The following is a 25,583-nucleotide window of genomic DNA, read 5'->3' on the forward strand; positions in this document are numbered from 1 at the left end:
GTGTGTCAGGCCTCCTTGACCTGTGTTTTGAGATAGGCCGAGAGCAGCGTCGCGAGAACGAGCATCCCGCCCATCCCCGTCAAGCCGGCATTGAACGATCCGGTTACGTCCTTTAGCCAGCCGACCATGGCCGGCCCGACAAGGCCGCCCAGACTGCCCACTGCGTTGATGAATGCGACGCCACCGGCCGCTGCCTGCTTGTCGAGGAAGGTCGCCGGAATGCTGTAGAAGCAGGTCCGCACGGACGACAGGCCCACAATCGCCACTGTCAGGCCGAACATGGCGGGCAACAACGAGCTGGGCGCCACCGACGCGAAAAAGCCGATGGCCGCCACGGCGCACGTCAGCACGAGATGCTTGACGTAGCGACGCTTCCTGGCGAGCACGCGCGCCCACGCCAGCATTGCCAGGCTGCCGACAATGTACGGAATGGCAGTTGCAAGGCCAACCTGCATGTCGGTGAGATGATGTGTTTTGAGGATCGTGGGCATCCACACGCCGATCCCCAGAATCCCGATGATGTAGCTGAAGAGAATCGCGGCGAGCAACCAAACGCGCGAATCCTTGAGCGATTTGCGGAAATCGCGCTCGTGCGTCGTTGAACGCTCGCGCTCCAATGCGTCTTGCAGCGCCCGCTGCTCGTCATCGGTCAGCCACTTTGCGTGCGCAGGCCCGTCGGGAAGCGCGAACAGACACACCACGCCAAGCACGCACGCGGGTAGACCTTGCAGAACGAAGAGCCACTGCCAACCGTGTAGTCCGAGCACGCCGTCGAGTTGCAGCATCGAGACGGAAAGCGGGCCGCTGAACACCGACGACAACGGAATGGCGGCTAGAAAAATGGCCATCATTCGTGTGCGAAACTGCGACGGAAACCAAAGCGTCAGATAGAAGATCACGCCGGGGAAAAAGCCGGCTTCGCCGATGCCGGCCATCAATCGGATAAAGGCGTAACTTGTCGGGCCGACGGCGAAGCTCGTGGCGGCCGCGAACAGCCCCAAGTAATCATGATGCGAGCGAGCCAGCGACGCGCACCGTACCGATAAAGCGCCAGGTTGCTGGGCACTTCGAACAGGCAGTATCCGACGTAGAAAATCCCGGCGGCCAGTCCGAAGGCCGATGCACTCAGGCCCAGGTCCCGGTTCATGGTCAACGCGGCAAAGCCAACGTTGGTGCGATCCAGATAGTTGATGAAATAAGCAAACGCCAGCAGCGGGATCAACCGCCACGCGGCCTTTCGGCATGCGCTTTGCTCAGCGCTGTCTCTCGACGTGGAATTCAGAGCAATCGGTGTGGACATCGATATTCTCTCAGGCGTACAACTTCATCGGGTTATCGCAGAGCACCGCCTGCGCGGAAGCCTCGTCGGCGCACACCAGGCGAACGAATGCCAGTAGCGCGGCGTCGTCAGGCACATCCCCCTAATATTCGGATGCGGCCAATCCGAGCCCCAGATCGCCCGATCGGGCGCCGCCGCGAGAAGGCGACGCGCGAGCGGCACGGCGGTATCCCACGGAGGTGTCGCGCCTTGCATCAATCGGTCGACACCGGAGAGTTTGACCCAGCGCATTGGGTTTTCCAGGTGTCGTTCCAACGCCTTCATCGCGACTTCGTCGATCGGCAGCGTAGCGTCCTGCCGCCCCATGTGATCTACGACGATAGGTATATCCAGATCCGACCACGCGTCGAGCACAGGAAGGATCTGATCAAGACGACCGTGAACCAGAACGTGCCAATTCAATGCCTTCACACGCACCGCGGTCTCTCGCAGTCGAGCGAAGTTGCGCTCGCCAGGCAGGTGCCCCATGAAGTTGAAACGAACGCCGCGCACGCCCCCTTGGTCGAGACGATGCAGTTCGGCGTCCGTGGTGGCATCGTCGACGAGCGCAACGCCGCGATACCGCCCCCCGTCATGGCGATACCGTCAAGCAAGGCGCTGTGATCGCGTCCATAACAAGCCGCTTGTACCAGCACGCCATGCGAAACGCCAATGCGGTCGTGCATGGCCAATAGATCGTCCATGGGCGCGAGGGCCGGCAGATAGGCGGCACCCTCAGGCAGCGGGAAGGCTTTCCAAGGTCCGTAGATATGGGTATGGCAATCCCAGACGCCGCGATGTGTCGACATACGTCTGCGCTACCTCAATCGCAACGTGCGGTCATGCCGCCGTCGACCACAAGTTCGGTTCCCGTCACAAAACGGGCCTCGTCGGAGGCAAGGAACAATGCGGCATAAGCGGTATCTCGACCGTCACCCATGAAGCCCAGCGGAATACGTGCAAGGCGGGCTTCCAGCAGCTTGTCGATATCGCCGCCCGTACGCTGACCGGCCAGACGGACTTCCACCATCGGCGTGTGCAATTGCCCAGGAACGACGGTATTCACACGAATGCCCTTCTTCGCATACTCGACCGCGACAACCTTCGAGAGCTGGATCACGCCAGCCTTGCAAGCGGCGTAGGCCACTTGCGCGGAGCCCGTCCAGCGAATGCCGGACGTCGATGCCGTATTGACGATGGCACCACCCCCGGCACGTTCGAGTTCTGGAATAACGTGCTTACATGCCAGGAAGACGCTCTTCAGATTGAAGGCGACTTGGGCGTCCCACTTCTCTTCAGGCAGATCTACCGGACCACCGGAGGCGGAGCCGCCCACGTTATTGACGAGTACGTCGACCTTGCCGTAGGTTTCGACACACGCCGCTACCATGGCCTTGACGGCCACGGAATCGGTGACGTCACACGTGTAAGGCGTCACCTCTCCGCCGGCCTCACGCACGCGGCGAATGGTTTCCTCCATTGCGTCGAGACTCTTGTCGACGGCGAAAACGCGTGCGCCGGCCATTGCAAACAGCACGGTCACCGCACGACCGTTGCCCCAGCCCGGCCCGACGCATCCGGCGCCAGTCACAATTGCCACCTTGCCTTGCAGACGACCATTAGCAAGCGCGGCTTGCAGCTCAGTATTCGATTGCACGATTGATCCTTGTTACAGAGAAATGGGCAGTTCAGGCGCGACACCAGCCGGCGCCGGCACGTTGAAGACCTTGATAGTCATGGAGATGAGCGTGTAGTAGCCCGCGATGCCGACAAGATCCACCAGGCCGTCCTGACCGATCTCATCGATCAGCGCGGCATACAACGCATCTCCGATGCTGCGTTGCGCGTGAAGCTGCGTCATGAATTCGTAGATCAGCGCCTCGTCCCGATTCACGAACTGCGGCGCCTTGCCGTCACGCAACGCATCAAGCACCTCGGGCGCAACCCCGGCTTCCAGCGCGAACGGCTTATGGGCGGCCCACTCATATTCGGCAAGCCAATATCGGCCCATGCACATGATGGCAAGCTCGGAGAGTCGCGGCGGCAGGCTGCTGTCATAACGGCAGTAGCGCCCCAATGCTTGCGCGCGATCAGCCAGAAGCGGTCGATGCAACCAGACCGCGAGCGGACCACGCACGCCCTTGCGGGGACCCGAGGCAATGGCGTCGTAGACGATGCGCTGCTCCGGCGAGAGTTGCGTCGGGTCGATGGCGGGAAGACGAAGTTCCATGATGATCAGTTCCGGCAGAATCAATTCGCCTGCGCAGCGGCTACCGAATCCGGCGCGCCAGCAGACAGTTTCAGAAGCGAGGGACGCACGCGACCGCCGGTTTCTTGAGCAAACGCGTCGGCATCGAATGCGCCTTCCCAGCGGGCGATGGCGAATACGGCGACGGTGTTGCCGACCACATTCACGAGCGCTGTGGCGATAGCCATGATCCGGTCAATCCCGAAGAGCAGGCCGAGGCCGGCTACCGGCAGCGTGCGCATCGATTGCAGCGTGGCTGCGAGCTTCACGAAAGCACCGCCCGCGACGGTGGTACCGCCCTTGGAGGTCAGGCTGAGAATCGCCAGCAGGCCGAGCTGCTGCCAGAGAGAAAACGGCGTATCAGTGGCCTGCGCAATGAAACCAACAGCGATAGCCATGTAGATGGAAGTGCCGTCGAGGTTGAAGCTGTAGCCCGCCGGCAGGACGAAGCCGACCACTGCCTCGTCGCAGCCCGCACGACGCAGCTTCTCAATCAGTCGCGGGAAGGCCACTTCACTAGATGCAGTGCCGAAAATCAGCAGGATCTCGTCACGAATCAGGCGCAACACGCCTAAAAACGGCAGACCAATACCGGTGCTGATCGCGCCAAGGACGCCGAAGACGAAGATCAGGGATGCGGCGTAATACAGAATGATGACCTTGAGGAGGTACAGGAGCGTCGCGCCGCCGTAGCTGCCCACCGCTGCGGCCATCGCACCGAAGGCGCCGAGCGGGGCCAACTTCATGATGAAGCCGAGCATGCGGAACAGCACCGACGTGGCTTCGTCAATTCCGCGCAACAGCACCGAATCCGCACCGACCGACAGGTTCAGAGCCAAGCCGGCCAGCACCGAGATGATCAGCACCTGCACGATATCGCCCTTGGCAAATGCATCGACCAGCGTGTGCGGAATCAGGCTAAGCAGGTAACTGACTGCGGAGACGTTGTGCGCACCGGAAGTGACCTTGGCGGCGTCGGCGGCTTCGGCCAGATTGCTCGCGTGCAACCCGACGCCCGGTTGAAAGACGTTGACCAACACAAAGCCGAGCACCATCGCGATCGTGCTCACCACTTCGAAGTAGATCAGCGATTTGATGCCCATGCGTCCAAGCATGCGCAGATCACGCACGTGGGCCAACCCCTGGACGAGGGTGCAGAAGATGATCGGCGCCAGCATCATCTTGAGCAGCGCGATAAAGGCAGTGCCGATCGGTTTCATGGCGATTGCCCACGCGGGCGCCACCAGGCCGAGCGCGATCGCGCACGCAAGCGCAATGAGGACCTGAATGTGTAGCTTCTTGAGATGCTTCATGTTGTCTCCTGAGCCGACAGTACGTTCTCGCGCAGCGATCGCTGCAAACGCCGTCCGACTTCTCATATCGTTAGGTGCGATCCGACCATCAAGCCAGGATCACTGCGGAACAGCGTCGTCAGCTTTGTGAACTACCACGCTGCTCGCCATTCTCGGTATTTGTTAAAAGCATAGTTCCACGTAGATCTGCTGACAAACACCGTATAATCATAAGAAGCTATAACATACAGGAATACCTTAGACGCTATGGAAATCAGGGAGCTGCGTAGCTTTATTCGGGTGGCCCGTGCCGGCAGCCTGAGCCGAGCGGCCGCCGAGCTTTATGTGGCTCAGCCAGCCCTCAGCCGACAGATCGCGAAGCTTGAGGCCGAAATTGGTGTTCCCTTGTTCGTGCGCCACGGTCGTGGGGTTCGGATGACAGCTGCCGGCGCTCGATTACTTGAGCGCGCAGAGATGATCGCGCACCTGCTCAACGAAACGGCCGAGGAGGTACGGGCAAGTGCCGATGAGGAGCGAGGTCACTTGGCAGTCGGCCTGCCTCCGACGATGAGCGCGCTGATCGGCGCAGAACTGACGCGCGAATTTCGCACGCAGTGGCCTAATGTGTCGTTGCATGTTCGCGAAGGGTTGAGTACTTCGTTGCAAGAGTGGGTAATGGACCGACGTGTAGATCTTGCCGTGGTCTACAACCAGCCGCCCCTTGAGGCATTTCAGATCCAGCCTCTCTATAGCGAACCCATGATGCTTATCGGACCGCCTGGAGACGGCGGCGGATCTCGCAGCTACCACATTCGAGATCTGGCAAACACGCCACTAATTCTTCCCGGCATGCCCCACAGCAACCGCCTTCTGGTTGAACAGGCAGCGGCTCAGCATGGCGTGAGGCTCAGAGTTGCACTCGAAGTGGACAGCGTTGCCCTTACCAAGCAGTTGGTGAAGTCTGGCGAGGGGTATTCGATACTTGCCTATATCGCGGTTCAGCAGGAAATAGCGTCAGGCGAGCTCGTTGCGCATCGCATTGAGCGACCGTCCATTCGGTCCAGCGTTGCCGTGACAACCCTGAGGGATACGTCTGCGTCGCGCTTCGCGCTGGCCTGGATCGAGTTGCTTCAGCGACACTTGAAGCGTTTTTTGGCGCTAGCACCGTGGGGTACGGAGGTGCAGTGGATGGGCGCTCCCCTTGAGAAGTGAATCAACACGGCATATGTCACCACTGGCGGGCGGGCTTCACAATGCTCCCAACGCCAAAGTCATCGCACGATCCGGGGGCGAACGTCGCGAGTCCTGGGGGTCGGAAAGCCGAAATACGGACACGGCTTCCCTCAGGTTTGACGCTTGCTCCTCAAGCGATTGTGCCGCCGCGGCGGCCTCTTCGACGAGAGCGGCGTTCTGCTGGGTGCTTTCATCCATCTGCATGAACGCCTGATTGGCCAGTTCTATGCGCTTGCCCTGATCCGACGAGGCGGCGGCGATCTCTCCGACAATATTGGACAACTCGTTTATCGCTTGCCTTACGCGCCCCATTGTCGTGCCGACGTCGTGCGCCTGCCGCGAGCCGTCTGCGACGAGCGTTGACGAAGTCTCTATCAGCGCTTTTATGTCGCGCGACGCACACGCGGCGCGCTGTGCCAATGCTCTCACTTCAGATGCAACGACGGCGAAGCCACGCCCGTGGGCGCCGGCGCGGGCCGACTCGACGGCGGCGTTGAGCGAAAGAATATTGGTTTGAAACGCAATCGCTTCTATCATTCCCGTAATCTCCGAGATCTTCGCCGAGCTTTCGCTGATTCGCCCGATCGTCTGGAGCATCGCGGCCACGGCCTGATCACCGGCATCAGCCAGACCGGCCACATTCGCAGCGAACATATCGGCGCGGCAGGCGTTATCGGCGTTATGTCTGATCGTACCGGCCAACTCGGCCATGTTGGCGACAGTCTGGTTGAGCGAGACTGCCTGCGCCTCGGTTCGGATCGACAAATCGATATTCCCGCCGGCGATTTCGTGTGCAGCAACAGACACCGACTCAGCAGACACGTTGATGACGCGAATCGTTTCCGCAAGGTGGTCCCGCATCCGCTTCATCGAGTGAAGCAAACTGCCGCTGCCCGCACGCTCGTCTTGCACTACAAACGCCAAGTCGTTTTCCGCGATGCGCGTGGCGATCTCAGCCGCGTACTTGGGCTCTCCGCCAAGCGAGCGCCATATCCCGCGGTTCACCCCGACGACGGCGATGCTCAGAAGCGTGCCGATGACGGCAAATACACCCAGGCTCCGCACGAGCGACGCGTAGAAAGCGGCATTGATGTCGTCGACATATACGCCCGTCATCAATATCCATTGCCATGGCCGATACGCGTCGTTGTAGGAGATCTTCGGAAAAATGCCGGTCGCGCCCGGCTTGCCGAAGGCGTATCGGGTAAAGCCGCTACCGTCCCGGTGGATCTGGTTCAGCACGTTCTGATTGAATGGTTCGCCATTTCGATCTCTGAAGCCACTGACGTTTCGCCCTTCGTCCTCCGGTTTCGTGGCACTCATGAGCAGGACACCGTCCGGGTTGAGGATCGTGAAATAGCCTTTCCCCCGGCGTAACGCATCTTGCGGATCACACCTATCGCGCTGCGCTTGGCTTCATCGATCGTCAACGTCTCGGTGGCTGCCTGGTCCGCGTAGCTTTGGATGACGGACTTTGCAAGCTCCATCGCGTGAACGAGACCGGATTGCCTCTCTTCGAGACGAATTCGCCGACTACTAATGGCATCCGATATCGAAAGGCACGCAAAGCACGCGAGACTTAAAATCAGCGGCAGCCACAACTTCTGCGAAAACGACAACTTCATGTCTTCTCTCGAAAGGGAGTTTCAATCACAGAAGCAGGTCAGTCCTGCACCTTCGTGAGTCGTCGCTGCATGCGCACGCGAAAGCGCATGAACAACGAATCGGAACCCCACGCGAGATATGAGCCAGCCTGCCAGAACACGATGATTGCGCCGATTCCAAGGACGGTCGCGCTGATGGGGCGATTCACGAAGACTCCCAGATCTCCATGCGACAGCAGGAGCGCGCGGCGTACATTCGATTCCAGCATTGGGCCGAGCACGAAGCCCAACACAATGGGCGCGATGGGAAAATCCAGGACCATGAACAACGCGCCAATGAGACCAAACGCGGCAACGGAAGCGACGTCGAACAAGTCATTGCGCATGCTGTACACGCCGACGCAAACGAAAAAGACTGCGGCAGGATAAAGAATCCGGTAGGGGACCTGCAGCAGCTTGACCCACACCCCAATGAGCGGGACGTTCAAAATCATCAGGATGGCATTGCCGATCCAGAAGCTCGCGATCAAACCCCAGAAGATGTCGCGATGCTCGGTAATCAGCAATGGTCCGGGTTGGATGCCTTTCAGGATCAAGGCTCCCATGATCAGCGCCATAACGGCGTCGCCCGGGATACCCAGTGTCATCGTGGGGATGAAATCCACCTGTGTCTTTGAGTGCGAAGCTGCCTCCGGACTAGCGACGCCTTCAATGGCGCCCTTGCCGAACCGACTTGGATCCTTCGCGATCTTTCGTTCCAGCGCGTACGCGATGAAGGTCGTGATTGTCGGCCCCGTTCCCGGCATGCCACCGAACAGAACACCGACCAGCGTGCCACGAAGCGTAGGCGCCACCGCCTTGCGCAAATCGGCAAGCGAGGGGCGCATGTCACGCGCACGTACCTTCGCCCGCGTCACGACAATCTTCTCCCGATTAACGTGCATCAGAAAATCGGCGATAGCGAATACCCCCATGCAGATCGCGCCAAGTTCCACGCCGTCGTATAACGAAGCGCTGCCGAAGGTAAACCGGAACGTGCCTGTGATGAGGTCAGTCCCAACCGTTCCACACAGCAGCCCGAACAGCGTCATGGCGATACCCTTGAGCGGCGAGCCCCGCGACATGGTCGAGCCGGAGATCAGTCCGAGCACCATGATTGCGGCAATCTCGGTGGGGCCAAACTTGAATGCCACACTCACCAGCAGCGGGGACAGGAATATCATCACCAGAATGCCAACGGTGGCGGCAAAGAATGACGACAGCATGGCGACACCCAAGGCGGCGCCGCCCTTACCTGCACGCGTGAGCGGATAACCATCGATGCATGTGACCGCGTGAGGCGGATGACTTGGCAGATTCAGCAGGATTGCGCCAATTGCCCCACCGTACTGAGATCCATAGAAGATCCCGGCGAGCATGATGATCGATGGCACTGACGCCATAAAATAAGTCAGCGGCAGAAGGATCGAGATCGCGGTGATGGGCCCCATTCCAGGCAGCACGCCGATCAGGTTTCCCAACAGCACCCCAACGACAGCCCACATTAAATGAGTCGGCTGCAACGCGACGCTGAAGCCGTACATGAGATCCATGATGGTCTGGTGCATGATTACCACTCCCAGCGAAACGCCGGAAGTTGCAGGTGCAGCCCCCAACTGAAAACGACAAAGCAGAATACGGTAAGCACCGCGGCCATCAAAAACACGTCGCGCACGGGGTTACGCTGATCGGCAAAGCCCGCGATCACAACGGAGATGAACGTCGCCGGCAGCAAGCCCATGTGCGCGGCAACGCCAACAAATGCCAAAACAGACAACAACACAAGCCCGGCGCCTCGCCATGCCTTGGCAGACGGCTTCGCCAGTACTTCGGTGTTTTTCGACGTCGCTGCAATCAGCGTTCCGATCAGCAGCAACAGGACGCCCAGGGTGGCGGGAAAGAAGCCCGGCCCCATCTGACCAAGCGTGCCGAAGCCATAGCTCTTGCTCTCGAACAGTACCGCGCCCCCCAATAGAACGAGCAGCAATCCTGCCCACAAGTCCCGCCTTATCCACGCGTGTCTAGTCATTTGGTGTCTCCAATCTGTTCTGTATTACTATTCGGCACCAGGCCCTCGATCGGGGTCTACGGCGAAATTCAGGTATTTGACGCAATCGTCACCGAACCTATTGCGGCCGCGTTGCCGACAACGCGTGACGCGTTTCGCCCGACGCTTAAGCGCCCCCCATCCCAGCGACGTCGGGTCGATCTTCAAGCCCCCACAACTGGCCCAGCAAATTGCGGGCCGACACCGCGCCAACGACAGGCGACACCAGTTCCATGAACTTCGCGTTCAATTCTTCGTCGCTGAGCGGTAGCTCGGGATCTCCCCTACGGTGGCGCTGTACATGAACCAAACGCTCCCCCCCTTCCAACGTCACTTCCACACGTGCTGAACGCTCGCCCGGAAACGCGGCGTCCAATTCCGGACTCACGGTTACTTGTGTACAGGTCATCAACCGCCGAACAGTTGGGTCTGTCAGTTGCGCGGGCGAAAACGCCTGCTGGCGCACACTTCCATTGATCAGTGCTGATGCGACCATGTAGCGCATGCTGAAGCGGGCTTCATTGGGCGTCAGCGGGTTGACGTGGCACGCGATCTCGACGGCGGGGCGATACGTCTCGATGGCGATGCTGCGAACCTCATCAACGGCGAAGGACGCATTCCGGCGCAGTTCGATTGCCGCGTCCACTGCTGCAAACGTGTGACCGCACCCGACGTGGTTTTTGATCGTGAGTCGAGCGATGTGAAAATCGCGTCCCAAGGTCAGCGCAATGTCGGACCAGTCCGCCTGACCGCTCATTGCCACCCCAAGACCACTCTCCCCTTCCAGCACGTCTCGTCCGCCCGTAACACCAGCAGCGGCGAGCTGCGCTGCAAGATATCCCCCCTCGGCGGCCCGGCCGGTATGGAGGGGTTTTGACATAGAGTCTGTCCGGAACGCCTGCTGCAGTCCGGCTGCAAAGGTCGCAGCCGTCGCGAGTGCATGCCCATGGCCAGCTTCACCAAGCGACAGAGCGACCCCGGCGGCAGTCGCTGCGCCGAAGGTTCCCACTGTTCCGCTGTTATGCCAATAACGATAATGGGCACGTCCCAGCGCAACGCCGATGCGCGTCGATATCTCGTAGCCTGCAATCACGGCATGCAGAAAGCGCAGTCCGCTGCATCCTGACTGTTGAGCGGCGGCCAGTGCTGCGGCCACCGTCGCCGCACCGGGGTGATACATGGCATCCCGGAAGCTGTCGTCCACCTCTGCCGCGTGCGCTGCGGCGCCGTGAATCAATGCGGCAGCACGTGCCGTTGCCTTCCCGCCGTTCAGCAAACATGCTCTACCATGCCCGAGGTCATCCGCCAGGACCTGCGCGAGCATCGGCGTCGGCGGCGTGTCCAACCCCGCGAACGCGGATGCAAACCAATCGACAACGGCACGTTTCGCGTGATGGACGACCGCTTCCGGCGGGGGCGAAGTTTCCAGTGAGCTGGCATAGCGCGCCAGGGTTTCCGTCACCTGCATACAATCATCTCCTGCTAATCTCGATGCGCTCGCGCAACCGGCGCGGGGCGCAAAACCATTGCCGGCCGTGCGACACGCGTATGGAACGGTCGGATTTCACACGCGTTCGACGATGACGGCCACACCCTGCCCTACGCCGATGCACATGGTGCACAACGCATAACGCCCTCGAATTCGATGCAACTGTCTGATCGCGGTGGTCGCGAGGCGTGCGCCGGACGCGCCCAGCGGATGCCCCAGGGCGATCGCCCCACCGTTCGGATTGACACGCGGATCGTCGTCGGCAAGTCCCAAGTCACGCAGGACCGCCAGACCTTGTGCAGCGAATGCTTCGTTGAGCTCGATCACGTCAAGATCGTCCAAACGCAAGCCCGTCGCCTCAAGTACCTTTCGCGTGGCCGGGGCCGGCCCCATCCCCATGATTCTCGGAGGAACGCCCGCGGTCGCCATTCCCACGACACGTGCCAGCGGCGTGAGTCCATGCATCGCGGCGGCACGCTCGGTTGCGAGCAGTAGGGCGCAGGCACCATCGTTCACCCCTGACGAATTGCCCGCAGTCACAGTTCCATCCGAAGCAACCACGCCTTTAAGCCGCGACAACGCCTCCAAGCTCGTTTCCCGCGGATGCTCGTCATGCTCCACAACCACGGAGTCCCCCTTGCGCTGCGGGACAACGACCGGTGTAATCTCCTGGGACAGAATGCCCGACGCGCGGGCCGACAGCGCTTTGCGTTGTGACGCCAAGGCCATACGATCTTGGGCATCACGCTCAATGCCAAACTCTCGCGCTACGTTCTCCGCCGTCTGCGGCATCGAATCGACACCGAACCGCGCTCGCATCGCGGGATTGACGAACCGCCACCCAATCGTCGTATCTTCGATCGAGTTGGCGCGCGAGAACGCGGTGTCGGCTTTTGGTAGAACGAACGGCGCCCGGCTCATGCTCTCGACGCCGCCGGCAATCATCAGTCCCGCTTCGCCGGCCTTGATCGCTCGCGCCGCAGTTCCCAATGCGTCCAGCCCCGATCCGCACAGCCGGTTAATCGTCGACGCGGAGGTCTGCTCTGGCAGCCCGGCAAGCAGTGCGCTCATGCGCGCAACATTGCGGTTGTCCTCGCCGGCCTGATTGGCGCATCCGAAAATCACATCGTCTATGGCTCCCCAATCGACGTTGGGATTGCGCTCCATCAACGCCTTGATCGGGACCGCACCAAGGTCATCGGCGCGGATTGAGGCAAGTGCCCCGCCATAACGGCCGAAAGGGGTTCTAATTGCGTCGCAAATGTAGGCTTGCATGAGATTGACTCTCGCTCAATGGGGATGGGTGGATTGAAGCGGGCACCGAGGGCGCGCCAGTGTCGTTCTCCCGCCCCTTCAACTCTGCAAAACCGCGACGCCATCCACCGCACGCACGCCCCGCCCTGCCGGCAATACGATGACAGGATTGATCTCAGCCTCAACCAACCGTTTGCCCAGCTGCGCTACCATGCGCGAGAAGGCGACAATTGCCGCGACCATCATGTCGACGTCGGCTTTCTCAGCGCCGCGGTAGCCATCCAACAGCGGCCAGGTCTTGAGTTCGCGCAGCATGGCGCTGGCGTCTTCTTCCCTGAGTCCCCCTTGCGGCGGCATCAACCGAAGGGTGGTGTCTTGAAGCAATTCGGCGCCCGTGCCACCCGCTCCCAGCAGGATCGCCGTACCAAGCGCGTCTCGATGCATGCCCAGGATCAATTCGACACCACCACTCACCATCTCCTGCACGAGGAAACGCTCGGGGCGAAAACCGGCTCGTCGTTCCACTTCGGCGCGCATCGTTTCGAGGCGCCCTCCCACCTCGGTCGCACTCAGGTTGAGCGCGACGCCGCCGACATCACTCTTGTGCGAAGTCTCAGATGCCAAGAGCTTGAGTGCGACACGTCCGCCAATCTGCGCGGCGGCCTCCGCGCCCTCCGCCGCATTGGTCACCACGACTTCGCGCGGACCGGTAATCCCAAATTTGGCGAAGAATGCCTTGGCCTGGGATTCGTCCAGCGCCCCCTTCGGCAGATCCTCAAGCGCGATGGGTTCGAGCGCCGGTTCGTCGTCGGCTCCCACCCACTGCGCATGCTGCAACATTGCGCCAAGCGCTGCCGCGCATCCTTCTGCGGTGGTGAGCGCGGGAACACCTCGGCGGTTAAGCAGTGCGCGAATCTCCGGCGCGTGCGGACTCACATACGCCAAGACCGGCTTGTCGGACGTGTGCATGCAATCCTGGATCGCACCGACCACCAGCTCGGGCATCGCCAGCGCCGACGACCCGACGATGCTGATGAGAGCGTCGTAGCTCGCGCTTTCCAGCAACGTGCGAATGGCCCCCCGCAGCAGATCGGGGCGCAATCCGGCCAACGTCACGTCGATGGGATTGCGATCGAGCACGGCGTGGTCGCCGGTCTGAAGCGCGCGCAACGCCTCGCTCGTGGGTTCGTCTGGGGCCGGCGTCTCGAACGCCGCCACACCGAGTTCGTCGGAGACCAAGGTCCCGGCACCGCCCGTCGAGGTCAGAACGGCCACGCGGCGGCCTTGCAATCGGCGCCCAACGGCCAACGCGGCGGACACGTCGAGGAGGTCGTCAAAACTCTTGGCTCTGATTATTCCGACTTGCTTGAACAATGCGTCATACATGCGATCGGCACCGGCCATTGCGCCGGTATGCGACACGGCCGCCTTTGCACCTGCCTCGGAACGGCCAATCTTGAACGCGACGATCGGTTTGCCGGCGTGGGCTGCGCGCAAGGCGGCCATCCGGAATTTGACCGGATTTCTTACCGTTTCCACGTACAGCGCAATTACGCGCGTCGCGTCGTCGTCAACGAGATGATCGATGAAATCGGCAAGCTCCAGATCGGCTTCGTTGCTCGTGGAGACCAATTTGGACAGTCCGATGCCCCGTGCCGCGGCGCGCGACAGGAACGAACCCAATATCCCGCCGCTTTGGGACACAACGCCAATGGACCCGACCGGGAATTGTTCCATTTCCAGCGCCCCCGTGGCCGATAGCACGATGCTGTCGGTCAGGTTGACGAGGCCAATCGTGTTGGGCCCGAGCAAGCGCATACCACCGGCGGCATCCAGCAACTCCTGCTGCCGACGCTCCCCCTCTCCTCCCGCCTCCCTATAGCCGCTAGCGAGCACGATTGCCGCCGCAGTACCGCGACGCGACAGGTCGCGCACCGCTTCAAACGCGCGCTCGGCCCCGAGCAAAACGATGCCGACATCCGGGACGGCGGGAAGCGCGGCAATAGTCGGATAGCACGCCAGGTCTCCAATGTGGCTGACCTTGGGGTTTACCGGATAGATATCTCCAGCAAAGCGGTGCTTGAGCAAATAAGAGACCGGGCGGCCAGACGTCTTGGCGGGATCCGCCGAGGCACCGATGACGGCAACGCTGCGCGGCTTCAACAGGCGATCAATCGCATCCATGGTGGGTCATTCCTTAGTGGCGGTTTTAGAGAGAAATGCTTGCACCGCCTCTCTGTGTTCGGTACTCGTGTAGCAAATGCCTTGCGCCTGGCTTCCTTGCGCAAAGATTTCGTGCACGCCAGACTCATAAGACTTGTTAAGAATCCCCTTGGCCAAGGCAAGCGCGGTGGGGGACGCGGCGCTAAGCTCGGACGCCCAGGCCTTGGCGTCGGCCAGCAAGGTGTTGGCGCCCGACACACGGTCGGCAATGCCGAGCCGAAGCGCCTCGTCGGATGACACCTTGCGCCCCGTAAACACCAGTTCCTTAGCTTTGGCAGGCCCGACGCGACGCGGCAGGAAATACATCCCACCGCCGTCGGGAATGATTCCACGAAGCGCGTACGACCACGCAAAGCTCGCATACTCGCTGGCCATAATGAAATCGCACGCCAGTGCAATATCGGCCCCCAACCCTGCGGCCGCGCCGTTGACGGCTGCAATGGTCGGCTTGGGCATCGAGTAGAGCAGCGTCTGCGCGTGATGGACACGCTGTTGACGGTGCCAGCCGTTGAATCCCACTTCGCCGGACGGCGCACTCATGCGACGTTGCATGCCGGCAATGTCCCCGCCAGCACAAAAGCCCTTGCCCGCGCCAGTCAGGATCAATGCCCGAATGCCCTTGTCGTTCGCCACCGCTTCGAGGGCGTCGATGAACTCGCTTCGCATTTCGTCGCTCATCGCGTTTCGCTTATCGGGACGATTGAACGTAATGGTGGCGACCGAAGCGTCGCACTGATAGTCAATGAGTTCGTAGTTCATGAGATGCTCGGCGATTCGACGCCGTCAGTTGGATTCGATGTGGTTTTCAACGATGACCTTGTGCCAACGTGCTTGTTCGGCTCGTACGAAACTCTCGAGCTCCTCGGGGTACTCGCCGTAATGGACAACCCTTCATGCTTGGTTTTCTCGGCAAACTCGGGCGTGTGCGTGGCTTGCGCCGCCGCGGCGCGCAACTTTTCAACGACCTGGGGCGGCGTACCGGCCGGGGCGAACAGTCCGTACCAGGCCTCGATCGAATAGCCAGGGACCGTTTGGGCAACCGTGGGAATTCCCGGGAATGCAGGCGATGGATTGGGGGTCGTCACAGCCAACGCACGCAGCTTGCCGGCTTTCACCAGGTCGGATACTGCGGCCGCAGTGCCGAACATGATTTGCACGTGTCCGCCGAGCAGGTCCGTCAGTGCCGGACCGGCGCCCTTGAAAGGCACCTGGGTCAACGAAACTTTGGCGAGGTTTTGGAGCAACTCGCCCGCCATGTCTGCCGATGTACCGATACCTTGCGTCGCAAATGTCACGCTGCCCGGATGCGATCTGGCGGCATCAACGATATCCTTCACCGATTTGAACGGACTGTTGACCGGAACCACAAGCACCGTCGGTCCACGGGCAATCAACGAGATCGGCGCGAAGCCTTTTTCGGTCGAATACGGCAACTGCTTGTGCAGACTGGGATTCACAACGAACGCGAACGTGTGCATCACGACCGTGTAACCGTCCGGCTTGCTGCGCGCAACCTCATTGGCGCCGATGATGGTGCCTGCCCCGGGACGATTGTCGATGACGACCGGTTGACCGAGCGTGCTTGCCATGCCGACACCGAGTGCTCTGGAGATCAAATCGGTGCCTCCGCCCGGAGAGAACGGTACGACGATGTGCACCGGCTGATCCGGGTACGCCGCGTGAGCCAAGGGAATAGCGACGCCGGTAGAAACGACCACGGCGCCCAGGCCAATCAGGGCCTTGCGCATCAATGCAAACATGCTTGTCTCCTATCTACGATTCGGTCTTATGCCTAAAGCCCCTCACGGTTCATGCACAGGCATGCCGAGTTGGGTAAAGCCAGTCTAGCCGCGGAGCCCACGAAATCCGATGGGTGATTTTCAAAGAGTGAAATTACAATGCAGTGTCGATGCTGTTGGGGCAAAATGCCGTTCAGGCGCGCAGAAGCGCAACAGTGACGCGCGGCACCAAAAATTGCGGGAGCCAGGATGCCTTCTGACGCCAACATCCACATCGATCCGTCGATCCGAGGCCGACGACGCTTCTTCCGATAAGGGATTGCCATCCATGACACGTCAGATCTCGCAAAGCGGGGCAAAGTCGCTCCAGCCCGGCAAGCCGGGGCGCTCACCGGCGAACCGCTCGCTTGAGCGCGGTATCGAAATCCTTCGCGCCTTTCGCCCGGGTTCGGAAGTTCTTGGCAATGGCGAACTCGCGGAGCGCACCGGGTTGTCGCGCGCGACGGTGACCCGCCTGACGCAGACACTGACCGGTGCCGGCTACCTGCAACTCGATCGCCATGCTCGAGCGTACCGACTGGCGCCCGCCGTCCTGAGCCTTGGACATGCAATGAAGACCGGCTCTGGGCTACTGAAGATCGCCGCCCCCTTTATGCGGACGTTAGCGGAAAGTCAGCGCATCAACGTGGGCATCGCAGCACCGGATCGTGACGAGATGGTCTATCTCGAGTCCATTCGGTACAGTCGCAGAGTGGCATTGCGCCAGGTGGTATCGGGCCAACGCGTGCCAATGGAGCTCACATCGCTCGGGCGCGCGTATCTGGCGACGCTCACCGACACGGAACGTCATGCGCTCCTTGGGTTCTTCGAGCGCAAGTGCGGAGCACATTGGTCAACGATTTCCAAGGGGATCGACTTGGCGGCCGAGCAAATTGCCGCTCACGGATACTGCGCGGTTTCGTGGCAACCCGAAGTCATTGCGGTGGCAAGTCCAATACGTTTGTCTGGCGCCATCTATGTGCTCAACGTCAGCACGTCCACCAGCGATGCAATGCAGCCTGAAATCGAGCGCCTGGCTTTTCATTTGTTGAAACTCATGCGGGACGTGCGCCAAGGACTGGAAATGGAGCATCCGGGAGACATCGGATGAAGGACGCCCCCCCATTCCGGAGATCGGGAAATGATATTTCCCGGCCGTTTTAGCCGGCTTGAACGCCCAAGACCCACACCGTTACCTCCGCCGCTTCCAGACGCCGGATCTGCCGAGTCAATTTCAATGTATGGAATTGATCTCTTGTAGACCGCCGCGCAGACGAACTAATAATGATCATGTGCGCTAAGCACATGACTCAAATAATGACGGAGACAAACGATGCACCCACCCAATTCCGGATCATCACGGCGAGCAATCCCATTCGTCCGTGCTTACCCCTCCATGGACAAGGCACACGCGCAGATGCGTGCTGCCACGATTCGCTGAAGGGGCTCCCATGAAAAACACGACCCGGTCTAGGATTCCGGCAATACTCCGCGTGGCGAGCGGAAACTTCATGGAGATGTTCGATTTCTTTCTCTATGGTTTTTACGCGCGATACATATCTGCCGCTTTCTTCCCTAGCGAAAATCACTACGCGTCGCTCCTTCTTACGTTCGCTACATTTGGCGCGGGATTCCTGGTTCGACCGATCGGCGCCATCGTACTTGGCAGTTACATCGACCGCGTGGGGCGCAGAAAGGGGTTGACCGTCACACTCGGCATCATGGCGATTGGCACTATCTCAATCGCCGCCGTGCCCAGCTATGCCAGTATCGGGATCATTGCGCCGATCCTTGTGGTGCTCGGACGGTTGATCCAGGGCTTTTCAGCAGGGGTGGAACTCGGCGGCGTGTCCGTCTACCTTTCCGAGATCGCACCGCCGGACCAAAAGGGATTCTATGTTGGCTGGCAAGCGTCTAGCTTGCAGGTCGCGACGATGGCCGCCGCAGGACTCGGTTACCTCTTGAACACGCTCCTGTCGCCCGAGATCATTCACGCGTGGGCTTGGCGCATCCCCTTCTTTATCGGCTGTCTGATCGTCCCGCTGATCTTTGTGCTGCGACGCTCGCTGGAAGAAACAGAAGCGTTTCTGGCCCGCAAGCGTCCACCGACGTTCGCGGAGATTACAACTTCGCTGATCACGAACTACCGACTGATTGTCATTGGGATGATGCTGGTGGTGATGACGACTGTGACGTTCTATCTGGTCGCTGTCTACACCCCAACGTTCGGGCGAAGTGTGCTTGGGTTGAGCGCCGCCGACAGCCTGCTCGCCACGTTCTGCGTCGGGTTGCTTAGCTTCTTTTGTGTCCCCGCCATGGGAGCGCTCTCCGATCGAATCGGCCGTCGACCGCTGCTGCTCGCCACCACCGGTTTGGCCATCGTGACGGCATACCCGCTGCTGTCGTGGTTGGTCTCGAACGTTAGTTTCGGCAATCTGTTGATGACGGAACTCTGGTTCGCGTTCCTCTACGCGGCCTACAACGGCGCCGCGATGGTAACGCTCACGGAAATCATGCCGCCGGAGGCCAGAACAGTCGGTTTTTCGTTTGCTTTCAGCCTGGCCGTCGCCATTTTCGGGGGATTCACTCCGTTGATTTCGACCTGGTTGATCCATGCGACCGGCGACAAGGCTTCGCCCGCGTATTGGCTGATCTTTGCGGCGATTTGCAGCGGCATCGCAACGTTCATGCTACCGAAATCGAAAGCCGCGGCCATTACGCCGAATGATTCATTTTCCCAGTTGATTCCTTCCGCATCCCGGTCGGAAGATTAATCTAACGGAACAAGGCAACTCGACCGGGCTTTGCTCGGTCGCTTGCCAACTTCCGCCTTTTCGCGATCACACAATAATGAGCGACACTCTCGAGAACGAACTGAAGGTTCTGACAACCGGAATCCTCAAGCAGCCTTTACGCGAACTTGCAAAGCAATTCGAAGCCGATCACGGATGCCGGGTTGCGGCTTCCTGGGGACCCTCCGCCGGTAACTCTCCCGAGGCCAACCAGGTTCGAATCAGAAATGGTGAACACGTCGATGTCCTGTTAATGGTCACCACTGGCATGAACAATCTGATCCGCGAGGGCTATTTCACGCCCATCGTCCGCCAGGACGTAGTGACGTCGAAGATTGGTGTCGCGGTACGTCAGGGACATCCGAGCGTGGATGTCAGTAGCGTGGAGGCATTACGGCAGCTGCTTCTGAACGCACACTCCATCGGGTATTCCGAGGGCGCGAGTGGGAGCTATGTCGAGAACACGCTATTCAAGCGCCTTGGAATTCAGGCGGAACTTGCCGGCAAGATGCATCTCGTCTTGGGGCAGAAATTCGTCGGAGAAGCGGTCGCGAGCGGTGAGGTCGAAGTCGGAATACAACAGATCAGTGAATTGAAGCTCGTATCAGATATCACTATCTTGGGGCCGTTGCCCGACGCGGTTCAATACACGAGCGTGGTTTCCGGCGCGGTGTCGTCGAAAGCGCGCTGTCAGGACCTTGCCACGCGTTTCCTCGATTTTCTCTGCTCCGACGCCGCAACCGATACGTTGCTCAAAGCCGGGCTCGAAATTGCGCCGCGCCAGATCGCTCCGTAAGCGTCAGCGGGGACGAATGTGATTTGCCGCCCCGCGCTTAGGGGCTCCCGGCCCCCACTGGGTTGACACGGAAACATGGCCCCAGCGAGCATCGCGCGAAATCACCCACTTGTCGGACGTATGCCGACGCCCACCGCCGGGGTGACGATCTAACCGTCATCCCGTATGCAGCAGGACTCCCCACGACCATGGATTCCAAAAATCTGATCCGTCATTTGGCTCAGCATGTGCACTCGACACGCTTCGAGGACCTGACGACAGCCGAAGTCGATCGCACTAAGCAATGCCTTCTCGATTGTCTCGGCAATATGCTGGCCGGGCGATTCAGCGGTAAAGCGGACGGATTTCTTCGACACGCCGCCAGTAGCATCCAGCCTGATGGCGCGACCATCTTCGGGTTCCAGAAAGTTACCCTTGAGAAGGCAGCCTTCTGCAACGCTGCCTTTTCCAGAGTCATGGACCTTGACGATGGACATCGCCGCGCAATGGGACATCCGGGTGTCGTCATCATTCCCACCGTGCTCGCCGTGGGCGAAGTACTACACGCCACCACCCAGGAAGCCATTGCGGCCATTGTTGCTGCCTACGACGTGTATATCGAAATCGGTATGGCGATCAATCCTTATTCATACACCGTGAAGGGCTTCGATACCACGGGTGTTGCTGGAACCGTTGCCGCTGCGGCGGCCATTGCGAAGCTGAAGCACCTCGATATGGAGACGACCAAGCACGCCATGGCCATCGCGGCCCTGCATAGCGGTGGCTTTATCGAATATCTAAGTGACGGCTCTTCGGGCAAGTTGCTTTGCCCTGCGTGGACCGCGGCAACCGGGCTCAGAAGTGTCGAAATGGCGGAATGCGGCTTCACTGGCCCCGACAGTGTGCTGGAGGGAACGCATGGGTTATTCCGATGCTTTTCCGAGAATGCCGACCTATCGAACTTCGGCGCGACGTTGGGTACAACGCGACACATCATGACGGCTTACTTCAAGGCACATGCGTGCCTGCGACGCCTTCATGCCGCAATCGACGCGCTGCTGGCCGCACGCAAGCAGCATGCGCTTTCACTGGAGAACGTTCGGCGAATTGTGGTTAATGCCGGCGACTTCGTCCTTAAGGCGGATGCACGGCGGCCATCAACGCTGGTGGCCGCGCAAGGCAGCATGCCATTCGTACTTGCGGTGGCGTTGAAACATGGCAAGGTATCGCGTGAGTCGCTACAGTCGTCCATGGGCGACCCCGAGCTTGAAGCGGTCCAGGACACTATCTCGCTCAAATTCTCGGAGGCAATCGCGGCGCGCCAGGCTTCCGATTCCAGTCTATGGGGGAAGTTCAACTGGAGATCGAAACGACGGACGGCCTCGTCGTTACTCAACATGCGGCGTTCGGCTCGGGAGAACCTGAGGCCCCCATGTCATGGGACGAATTGCAAAGGAAGTTTGTGGATCAACTCCAGCGCACGCCCGCGGCGTCTGAAGCGCTCCGACTGGCGTCGTTTGTCGCCCGGTTCGACGCCATTGACGGCGTCGACACATTCGTTCAGACGATTTCGCTTGCGTGCCTCACCCCGAACGCTGCGAACCCGGCCATGGCGCAGGGCAGTTGACGACGTCAGTGCCCGCCGTCGACTTGCGTTGGCGATCATCGGGCGCGGGAACGTGACGACCGACGCTATCGCGGCGTGCTGAACCGCACGCCGCGACGAACCATCAACGCATCAGGACAGATTCGAGGTCGCCCAGGACGAATCCGTGCCCGGCCGCTTCCGCCAGTGCCTTTAGTTCCATTTCCATCGCTGTGCGGTCTTGCTGCTGAGCCCAGAATACAGGCCCACCTTCCCATCGAGGAAAGCCATAACCCTGCACCATCACCACATCGACATCGCTCGGGCGGCTTGCGACGCCTTCCGCCAGCAGCAGGGCAGCCTCATTCACCATCGATAGCAAGGCGCGCCGCTGGATTTCGAGCGGCGATAGTCCCCTACGGACAATGCCGCGCGCTGCGCTCGCCCGCTCAATCAGCGCTCGAACGTGACTATCGACCGTTCTCGATTGCTTGCCGTCAACGTAAGTGTAGTAGCCTGCCCCCGCCTTCCGACCGATGCGCCCCGCTTCGCACAGCTGGTCTGGAACGGTGACGTAGCGCTCGCGCGGATCGCGCGTCGATGCCCGTGCCTTGCGCATGCGCCACGCAATATCAAGTCCGGAGAGATCCGCGACCGCAAACGGTCCCATGGCAAAACCCATCGCCGTCAAAGCGTTGTCGATGTCCTCCGGCCATGCACCGTCCTCAAGCATGAACTCGCACTGTCGCCGATATGCACTGTAGATACGGTTGCCGATAAAGCCGAACGCGTTGCCTGTCATTACCGGGATCTTCTTGAGGGCAACGGCAAAATTCATACCGGTAGCGATCACGTCAGCAGCGGCGTCGCTGCCACGAACCACCTCGACCAGCTTCATAACCTGTGCGGGACTGAAGAAGTGCAATCCAAGCACGTCCCGAGGGCGCGATGTCACCGACGCGATCGCATCAACGTCCAGGTACGATGTATTTGTCGCCAGAATGGCGCCCGCTCGCGCGTGGGCGTCGATCTGGCGGAATACTTCCTGTTTGACTGCGAGATCCTCAAAGACCGCTTCTATCACGAGGTCTGCCTGCTCCAGCAGTGTCCATGACGTACTCGTGGAAAGTCGCTGTGCATTCGACGTCGCGGTCTCGCTCAGAAGTTTGCCGGCAACCACGCGCGATTCATAATGTTGGAGAATGCGCTCGCGGCCACGTGCAAGCGCTTCGTCATTCTGCTCAAGCAGTAGCACATTCAGACCGCAATCGAGTGCCGAGATCGCAATGCCGGAACCCATCGTTCCCGCGCCAATTATCGCAACACACTTTATCGGACGCGCAGTAACCTGAAGGTCAGGCGGTAGCCTTGCTGCGTCCCGTTCCGCCTTGAACTGGTAACAAAGCGCTTGCGCGGCGGTCGTTTGCATGAGCGCAAGGAACAGTTCGCGCTCCCGGTTCATGCCCTCATCGAAGGGCAATGACGACGCACTGAGCGCGTCAAGCAGCGCAGCGTACGCCGGCTGTAATCGTTGCCGCACCGTCAATTTTTCCCGCTGCGCCTCGATGACGTTCCGGACTACACACACATCAAGTGGGCGATCGCGTGCGCGCGGATAAGGGGTTCCTCGTTCGGCCATTTCGCTGGCCAGCGCAATGGCCGCGTCAATGACGTCGCTTGCCACAACCTCGTCAAACAGGCCGATGTTCGCAAGTTGACGAGCCAACCTGGGAATTCCGCTGGATACCAGCGCGTGAGCCTGTTCGATGCCAATCAGGCGAGGCAACCGTTGCGTCGCACCCGAGCCAGGGATAAGCCCCAAGTTAATCTCTGGCAAGCCAATCCGCGCGTTCTCTTGAGCGACGCGACCGTGACACCCGAGGGCGAGCTCCAGTCCACCGCCCAACGCCACGCCAGCGATGGCGGCAACGACGGGCTTCTTGCTCGTTTCGACGCGCGCAATCACCGTGCGCAGGATCGGTTCCTTCAGTTGAATTGGCTTCCCAAACTCACCAACGTCCGCACCCGCGGAGAAAGCCTTGTCATTGCCCGTCAGCACGATTCCACGAATCGCGGGATCTGCCAAAGCGGTGTCAAGTTCGTCGAGAATGCGCTGGCGCAGCGTGTGGGACAGACAATTGACAGGTGGATGATCGAGCGCGATGACCGCGATGCCGTTCAGGTTGTTGTACACGCTTACGCCCTCGTCATCGTGCGGAGGTGATGGCGCTCGCTTGCAAGCCCTCCATGTGGATCAAGTGCAGTCGTGGTGTTAGACGCGATAGTCATGAACCGCACGCGCGTGTCGGTTTTCCCATCGACAAGCAAACGCCCCACGCGAATCAAGTGCTGAGCGGTTTCAATTCCGATTTCGCCGGTTTCTATGGCAAATGGCATTACGTCTCCTTGTGAACCCAACGTATTCTTCACCCATCGATTCGACTTGACAATTACAAGGATCGTTAACAATATGTTCAAAATTTTTTACATATAGAGATGCGATGGATGCCCACTCGCTGGTACTTTTTGTCGCGATCGTGGAAGCGGGTAATCTCAGCCTTGCTGCGCGAAACATGAAGATGACGCGCGCCAATGTCAGTTACCACCTCACTCAGCTCGAGAGATCGGTCGGCATGCAATTGATGCGACGTACCACGCGGCGAGTGGAGCTCACGGAAGTCGGTCAGCGGCTTTATCAGCACGGCTTGGTCATTCGTGACGAAGTGTTGGCCGCCAAGGAGTCCGTAGCGATGTTTGGCAAGAGCTTGCATGGATCGGTGCGCCTGAGCGTGCCGACCGGATTCGGTCACGTCGTGATGTCGGCATGGTTGATCGAATTCAAACGTCGCTACCCCGAGATCTCGTTGGATTTGCTGTTCGACAACCGCGTTGACGACCTATTGCGAGAAGAAGTTGATATTGCCGTTAGAGTCATGTCGGAGCCGCCTCAGAACATGGTCGCTGTCGAGCTGGTGCAGGTCCGTCACATCATATGTGCCTCTGCGGATTATGCGCATGCACATCAAATGCCAGTTCGCCTGGACGACCTCCGCAACGTTCCTCTGATCACTTCATCCGTCGCCGGGCGCGACCTGCGAGTGTCTGCGTATGAGGGTGAAGAACGACGCGAATTGACGCTACATCCCACGTTGGCTTCCGAGAATTTTCAGTTTCTGAGGGAGGCGATCCTTGCCGGGCTTGGCATAGGGCTAGTCCCCGACTATGTCGTCGAGCCTGACGTGAATGAGGGGCGGATGGTGATAGGGCTGCAGAAATGGCGTCTCAGCGTATTCGGCGCTCGTATGTTCCTGCTTCGGATGCCGGGTAGATACCAGACACTTGCCGTTCGAACACTGATCGACTTTGTCGTTGAAAAGGCCAGGGCCTGGGGGAAGGGTAACGGTCCAATGAGTCCTGACACGGATTAACGCGAGAATGCTCACCGAAAATCACTGGCATACGCCATCTGGCATAGCAGATGACAGCATCTGCAATTACGATAGCCGAATTTGGCATTGAAACATATGAGCAACACCTTTATATGCCGATGGAGCGAACTGGAGCGTGTTAATTTCGCTGTCAATCGATGCGATCCGCGCCGCCGGCAATTGGCGCAATGGTCGCACGTTCTACGTGCCGAAAATCGCGGACACAAGTAACGCATCGCAAACCGAAGTCCGCGCAATCGAATGAAATTTCAAGGGAAACTGGCCTGCCCAGAGGGATTCGAACCCCCGACCGTCGGCTTAGAAGGCCGATGCTCTATCCAACTGAGCTATGGGCAGTGCGTGATGACGGCGACAAGACGTCGCTGCCGGCGGGACTTGCTGTGACGAGATAACCCATCACGTCCAAGCAATCAAAGATTATAACTCACGCGCATGCCAATTCCAGCGGCGCTGCTTC

General features: G+C 59.9%; 19 protein-coding genes, 1 tRNA gene and 2 pseudogenes. 6 read left to right on the plus strand and 16 right to left on the minus strand.

The window, feature by feature from the left end:
• Positions 1-5 precede the first annotated feature (5 nt).
• From DRB87_RS17055 to DRB87_RS17075, 5 genes and pseudogenes are all read right to left on the minus strand, one after another.
• A pseudogene (locus DRB87_RS17055) lies at positions 6-1,300 on the minus strand (MFS transporter).
• A gap of 24 nt (positions 1,301-1,324) precedes the next feature.
• Positions 1,325-2,127 (minus strand): annotated as a pseudogene (locus DRB87_RS24335) (amidohydrolase).
• A 14-nt stretch (positions 2,128-2,141) separates the two neighbouring features.
• On the minus strand, positions 2,142-2,975 hold the full coding sequence (locus DRB87_RS17065) for an SDR family NAD(P)-dependent oxidoreductase (RefSeq protein ID WP_240756034.1): 834 nt from the start codon (positions 2,973-2,975) through the stop codon (positions 2,142-2,144).
• A gap of 12 nt (positions 2,976-2,987) precedes the next feature.
• Entirely contained in the window at positions 2,988-3,548 is a 561-nt protein-coding gene (locus DRB87_RS17070) for a carboxymuconolactone decarboxylase family protein (RefSeq protein WP_130026750.1), read from the minus strand.
• A 20-nt stretch (positions 3,549-3,568) separates the two neighbouring features.
• Positions 3,569-4,879 carry a cation:dicarboxylate symporter family transporter gene (locus tag DRB87_RS17075; RefSeq protein WP_130026751.1) on the minus strand — a complete coding sequence of 437 codons (1,311 nt, stop codon included), beginning with the start codon at positions 4,877-4,879 and terminating at the stop codon, positions 3,569-3,571.
• Between the two features lie 246 nt (positions 4,880-5,125).
• Between DRB87_RS17075 and DRB87_RS17080 the strand changes: the two genes are divergently transcribed.
• Complete coding sequence (locus tag DRB87_RS17080) at positions 5,126-6,070, plus strand: LysR family transcriptional regulator (RefSeq protein WP_130026752.1); 945 nt, start codon at positions 5,126-5,128, stop codon at positions 6,068-6,070.
• A gap of 36 nt (positions 6,071-6,106) precedes the next feature.
• Here DRB87_RS17080 and DRB87_RS17085 read toward each other — a convergent pair whose 3' ends face one another.
• From DRB87_RS17085 to DRB87_RS17120, 9 genes are all read right to left on the minus strand, one after another.
• A complete protein-coding gene (locus tag DRB87_RS17085) occupies positions 6,107-7,414 on the minus strand; it encodes a methyl-accepting chemotaxis protein (protein WP_240756035.1) in 1,308 nt (435 codons plus the stop codon).
• Positions 7,411-7,716 (minus strand): hypothetical protein, encoded by a 306-nt coding sequence (locus DRB87_RS23745; protein WP_240756036.1) that lies wholly within the window; start codon positions 7,714-7,716, stop codon positions 7,411-7,413. The genes DRB87_RS17085 and DRB87_RS23745 overlap by 4 nt, the downstream gene beginning before the upstream one ends.
• Positions 7,717-7,754: 38 nt before the next feature.
• On the minus strand, positions 7,755-9,302 hold the full coding sequence (locus DRB87_RS17090) for a tripartite tricarboxylate transporter permease (protein ID WP_174966577.1): 1,548 nt from the start codon (positions 9,300-9,302) through the stop codon (positions 7,755-7,757).
• A 2-nt stretch (positions 9,303-9,304) separates the two neighbouring features.
• Complete coding sequence (locus DRB87_RS17095) at positions 9,305-9,733, minus strand: tripartite tricarboxylate transporter TctB family protein (RefSeq protein WP_165385353.1); 429 nt, start codon at positions 9,731-9,733, stop codon at positions 9,305-9,307.
• 175 nt (positions 9,734-9,908) lie between these two features.
• Entirely contained in the window at positions 9,909-11,249 is a 1,341-nt protein-coding gene (locus DRB87_RS17100; protein ID WP_130026754.1) for an MmgE/PrpD family protein, read from the minus strand.
• A gap of 96 nt (positions 11,250-11,345) precedes the next feature.
• Positions 11,346-12,545 carry a 3-oxoadipyl-CoA thiolase gene (gene pcaF / locus DRB87_RS17105; RefSeq protein ID WP_130026755.1) on the minus strand — a complete coding sequence of 400 codons (1,200 nt, stop codon included), beginning with the start codon at positions 12,543-12,545 and terminating at the stop codon, positions 11,346-11,348.
• Positions 12,546-12,623: 78 nt separating this feature from the next.
• Entirely contained in the window at positions 12,624-14,708 is a 2,085-nt protein-coding gene (locus DRB87_RS17110) for an acetate--CoA ligase family protein (protein WP_130026756.1), read from the minus strand.
• Between the two features lie 6 nt (positions 14,709-14,714).
• Positions 14,715-15,506 carry an enoyl-CoA hydratase/isomerase family protein gene (locus DRB87_RS17115; RefSeq protein WP_130026757.1) on the minus strand — a complete coding sequence of 264 codons (792 nt, stop codon included), beginning with the start codon at positions 15,504-15,506 and terminating at the stop codon, positions 14,715-14,717.
• A complete protein-coding gene (locus DRB87_RS17120) occupies positions 15,503-16,507 on the minus strand; it encodes a tripartite tricarboxylate transporter substrate binding protein (RefSeq protein ID WP_240756037.1) in 1,005 nt (334 codons plus the stop codon). Before DRB87_RS17120 ends, DRB87_RS17115 begins: the two co-directional genes overlap by 4 nt.
• 109 nt (positions 16,508-16,616) lie before the next feature.
• Between DRB87_RS17120 and DRB87_RS17125 the strand changes: the two genes are divergently transcribed.
• The 4 genes from DRB87_RS17125 (at position 16,617) to DRB87_RS17140 (ending at position 21,801) form a co-directional block, all read left to right on the plus strand.
• The gene (locus DRB87_RS17125; RefSeq protein ID WP_370363103.1) at positions 16,617-17,636 is read left to right on the plus strand and encodes an IclR family transcriptional regulator; all 1,020 of its coding nucleotides are present in this window, start codon (positions 16,617-16,619) and stop codon (positions 17,634-17,636) included.
• A gap of 400 nt (positions 17,637-18,036) precedes the next feature.
• Positions 18,037-19,299: an MFS transporter gene (locus DRB87_RS17130; RefSeq protein ID WP_305037075.1), complete on the plus strand. Its 1,263-nt coding sequence runs from the start codon at positions 18,037-18,039 to the stop codon at positions 19,297-19,299.
• A 76-nt stretch (positions 19,300-19,375) separates the two neighbouring features.
• A complete protein-coding gene (locus DRB87_RS17135) occupies positions 19,376-20,113 on the plus strand; it encodes an extracellular solute-binding protein (RefSeq protein WP_130026759.1) in 738 nt (245 codons plus the stop codon).
• Between the two features lie 188 nt (positions 20,114-20,301).
• Complete coding sequence (locus DRB87_RS17140) at positions 20,302-21,801, plus strand: MmgE/PrpD family protein (RefSeq protein ID WP_130026760.1); 1,500 nt, start codon at positions 20,302-20,304, stop codon at positions 21,799-21,801.
• Positions 21,802-21,822: 21 nt separating this feature from the next.
• Here DRB87_RS17140 and DRB87_RS17145 read toward each other — a convergent pair whose 3' ends face one another.
• Positions 21,823-23,871 (minus strand): 3-hydroxyacyl-CoA dehydrogenase NAD-binding domain-containing protein, encoded by a 2,049-nt coding sequence (locus DRB87_RS17145; RefSeq protein ID WP_130026761.1) that lies wholly within the window; start codon positions 23,869-23,871, stop codon positions 21,823-21,825.
• A gap of 307 nt (positions 23,872-24,178) precedes the next feature.
• Between DRB87_RS17145 and DRB87_RS17150 the strand changes: the two genes are divergently transcribed.
• Complete coding sequence (locus tag DRB87_RS17150) at positions 24,179-25,105, plus strand: LysR family transcriptional regulator (RefSeq protein WP_130026762.1); 927 nt, start codon at positions 24,179-24,181, stop codon at positions 25,103-25,105.
• 280 nt (positions 25,106-25,385) lie between these two features.
• Here the strand turns inward: DRB87_RS17150 and DRB87_RS17155 are convergent.
• A tRNA-Arg gene (locus tag DRB87_RS17155) sits at positions 25,386-25,462 on the minus strand.
• Between the last annotated feature and the right edge of the window lie 121 nt (positions 25,463-25,583).

The organism is Pandoraea sp. XY-2 (assembly GCF_004193915.1).
Lineage (GTDB): Bacteria > Pseudomonadota > Gammaproteobacteria > Burkholderiales > Burkholderiaceae > Pandoraea > Pandoraea cepalis.

Excerpts from the sequence above, each read along its gene's own strand:
- DRB87_RS17070 (WP_130026750.1), bottom strand. The coding sequence starts at position 3,548 with ATGGAACTTCGTCTTCCCGCCATCGACCCGACGCAACTCTCGCCGGAG.
- DRB87_RS17075 (WP_130026751.1), bottom strand. The coding sequence starts at position 4,879 with ATGAAGCATCTCAAGAAGCTACACATTCAGGTCCTCATTGCGCTTGCG.
- DRB87_RS17080 (WP_130026752.1), top strand. The coding sequence starts at position 5,126 with ATGGAAATCAGGGAGCTGCGTAGCTTTATTCGGGTGGCCCGTGCCGGC.
- DRB87_RS17085 (WP_240756035.1), bottom strand. The coding sequence starts at position 7,414 with ATGAGTGCCACGAAACCGGAGGACGAAGGGCGAAACGTCAGTGGCTTC.
- DRB87_RS23745 (WP_240756036.1), bottom strand. The coding sequence starts at position 7,716 with ATGAAGTTGTCGTTTTCGCAGAAGTTGTGGCTGCCGCTGATTTTAAGT.
- DRB87_RS17090 (WP_174966577.1), bottom strand. The coding sequence starts at position 9,302 with ATGCACCAGACCATCATGGATCTCATGTACGGCTTCAGCGTCGCGTTG.
- DRB87_RS17100 (WP_130026754.1), bottom strand. The coding sequence starts at position 11,249 with ATGCAGGTGACGGAAACCCTGGCGCGCTATGCCAGCTCACTGGAAACT.
- pcaF (WP_130026755.1), bottom strand. The coding sequence starts at position 12,545 with ATGCAAGCCTACATTTGCGACGCAATTAGAACCCCTTTCGGCCGTTAT.
- DRB87_RS17110 (WP_130026756.1), bottom strand. The coding sequence starts at position 14,708 with ATGGATGCGATTGATCGCCTGTTGAAGCCGCGCAGCGTTGCCGTCATC.
- DRB87_RS17115 (WP_130026757.1), bottom strand. The coding sequence starts at position 15,506 with ATGAACTACGAACTCATTGACTATCAGTGCGACGCTTCGGTCGCCACC.
- DRB87_RS17120 (WP_240756037.1), bottom strand. The coding sequence starts at position 16,507 with ATGTTTGCATTGATGCGCAAGGCCCTGATTGGCCTGGGCGCCGTGGTC.
- DRB87_RS17125 (WP_370363103.1), top strand. The coding sequence starts at position 16,617 with ATGGGTGATTTTCAAAGAGTGAAATTACAATGCAGTGTCGATGCTGTT.
- DRB87_RS17130 (WP_305037075.1), top strand. The coding sequence starts at position 18,037 with ATGGAGATGTTCGATTTCTTTCTCTATGGTTTTTACGCGCGATACATA.
- DRB87_RS17135 (WP_130026759.1), top strand. The coding sequence starts at position 19,376 with ATGAGCGACACTCTCGAGAACGAACTGAAGGTTCTGACAACCGGAATC.
- DRB87_RS17140 (WP_130026760.1), top strand. The coding sequence starts at position 20,302 with ATGGATTCCAAAAATCTGATCCGTCATTTGGCTCAGCATGTGCACTCG.
- DRB87_RS17150 (WP_130026762.1), top strand. The coding sequence starts at position 24,179 with ATGGATGCCCACTCGCTGGTACTTTTTGTCGCGATCGTGGAAGCGGGT.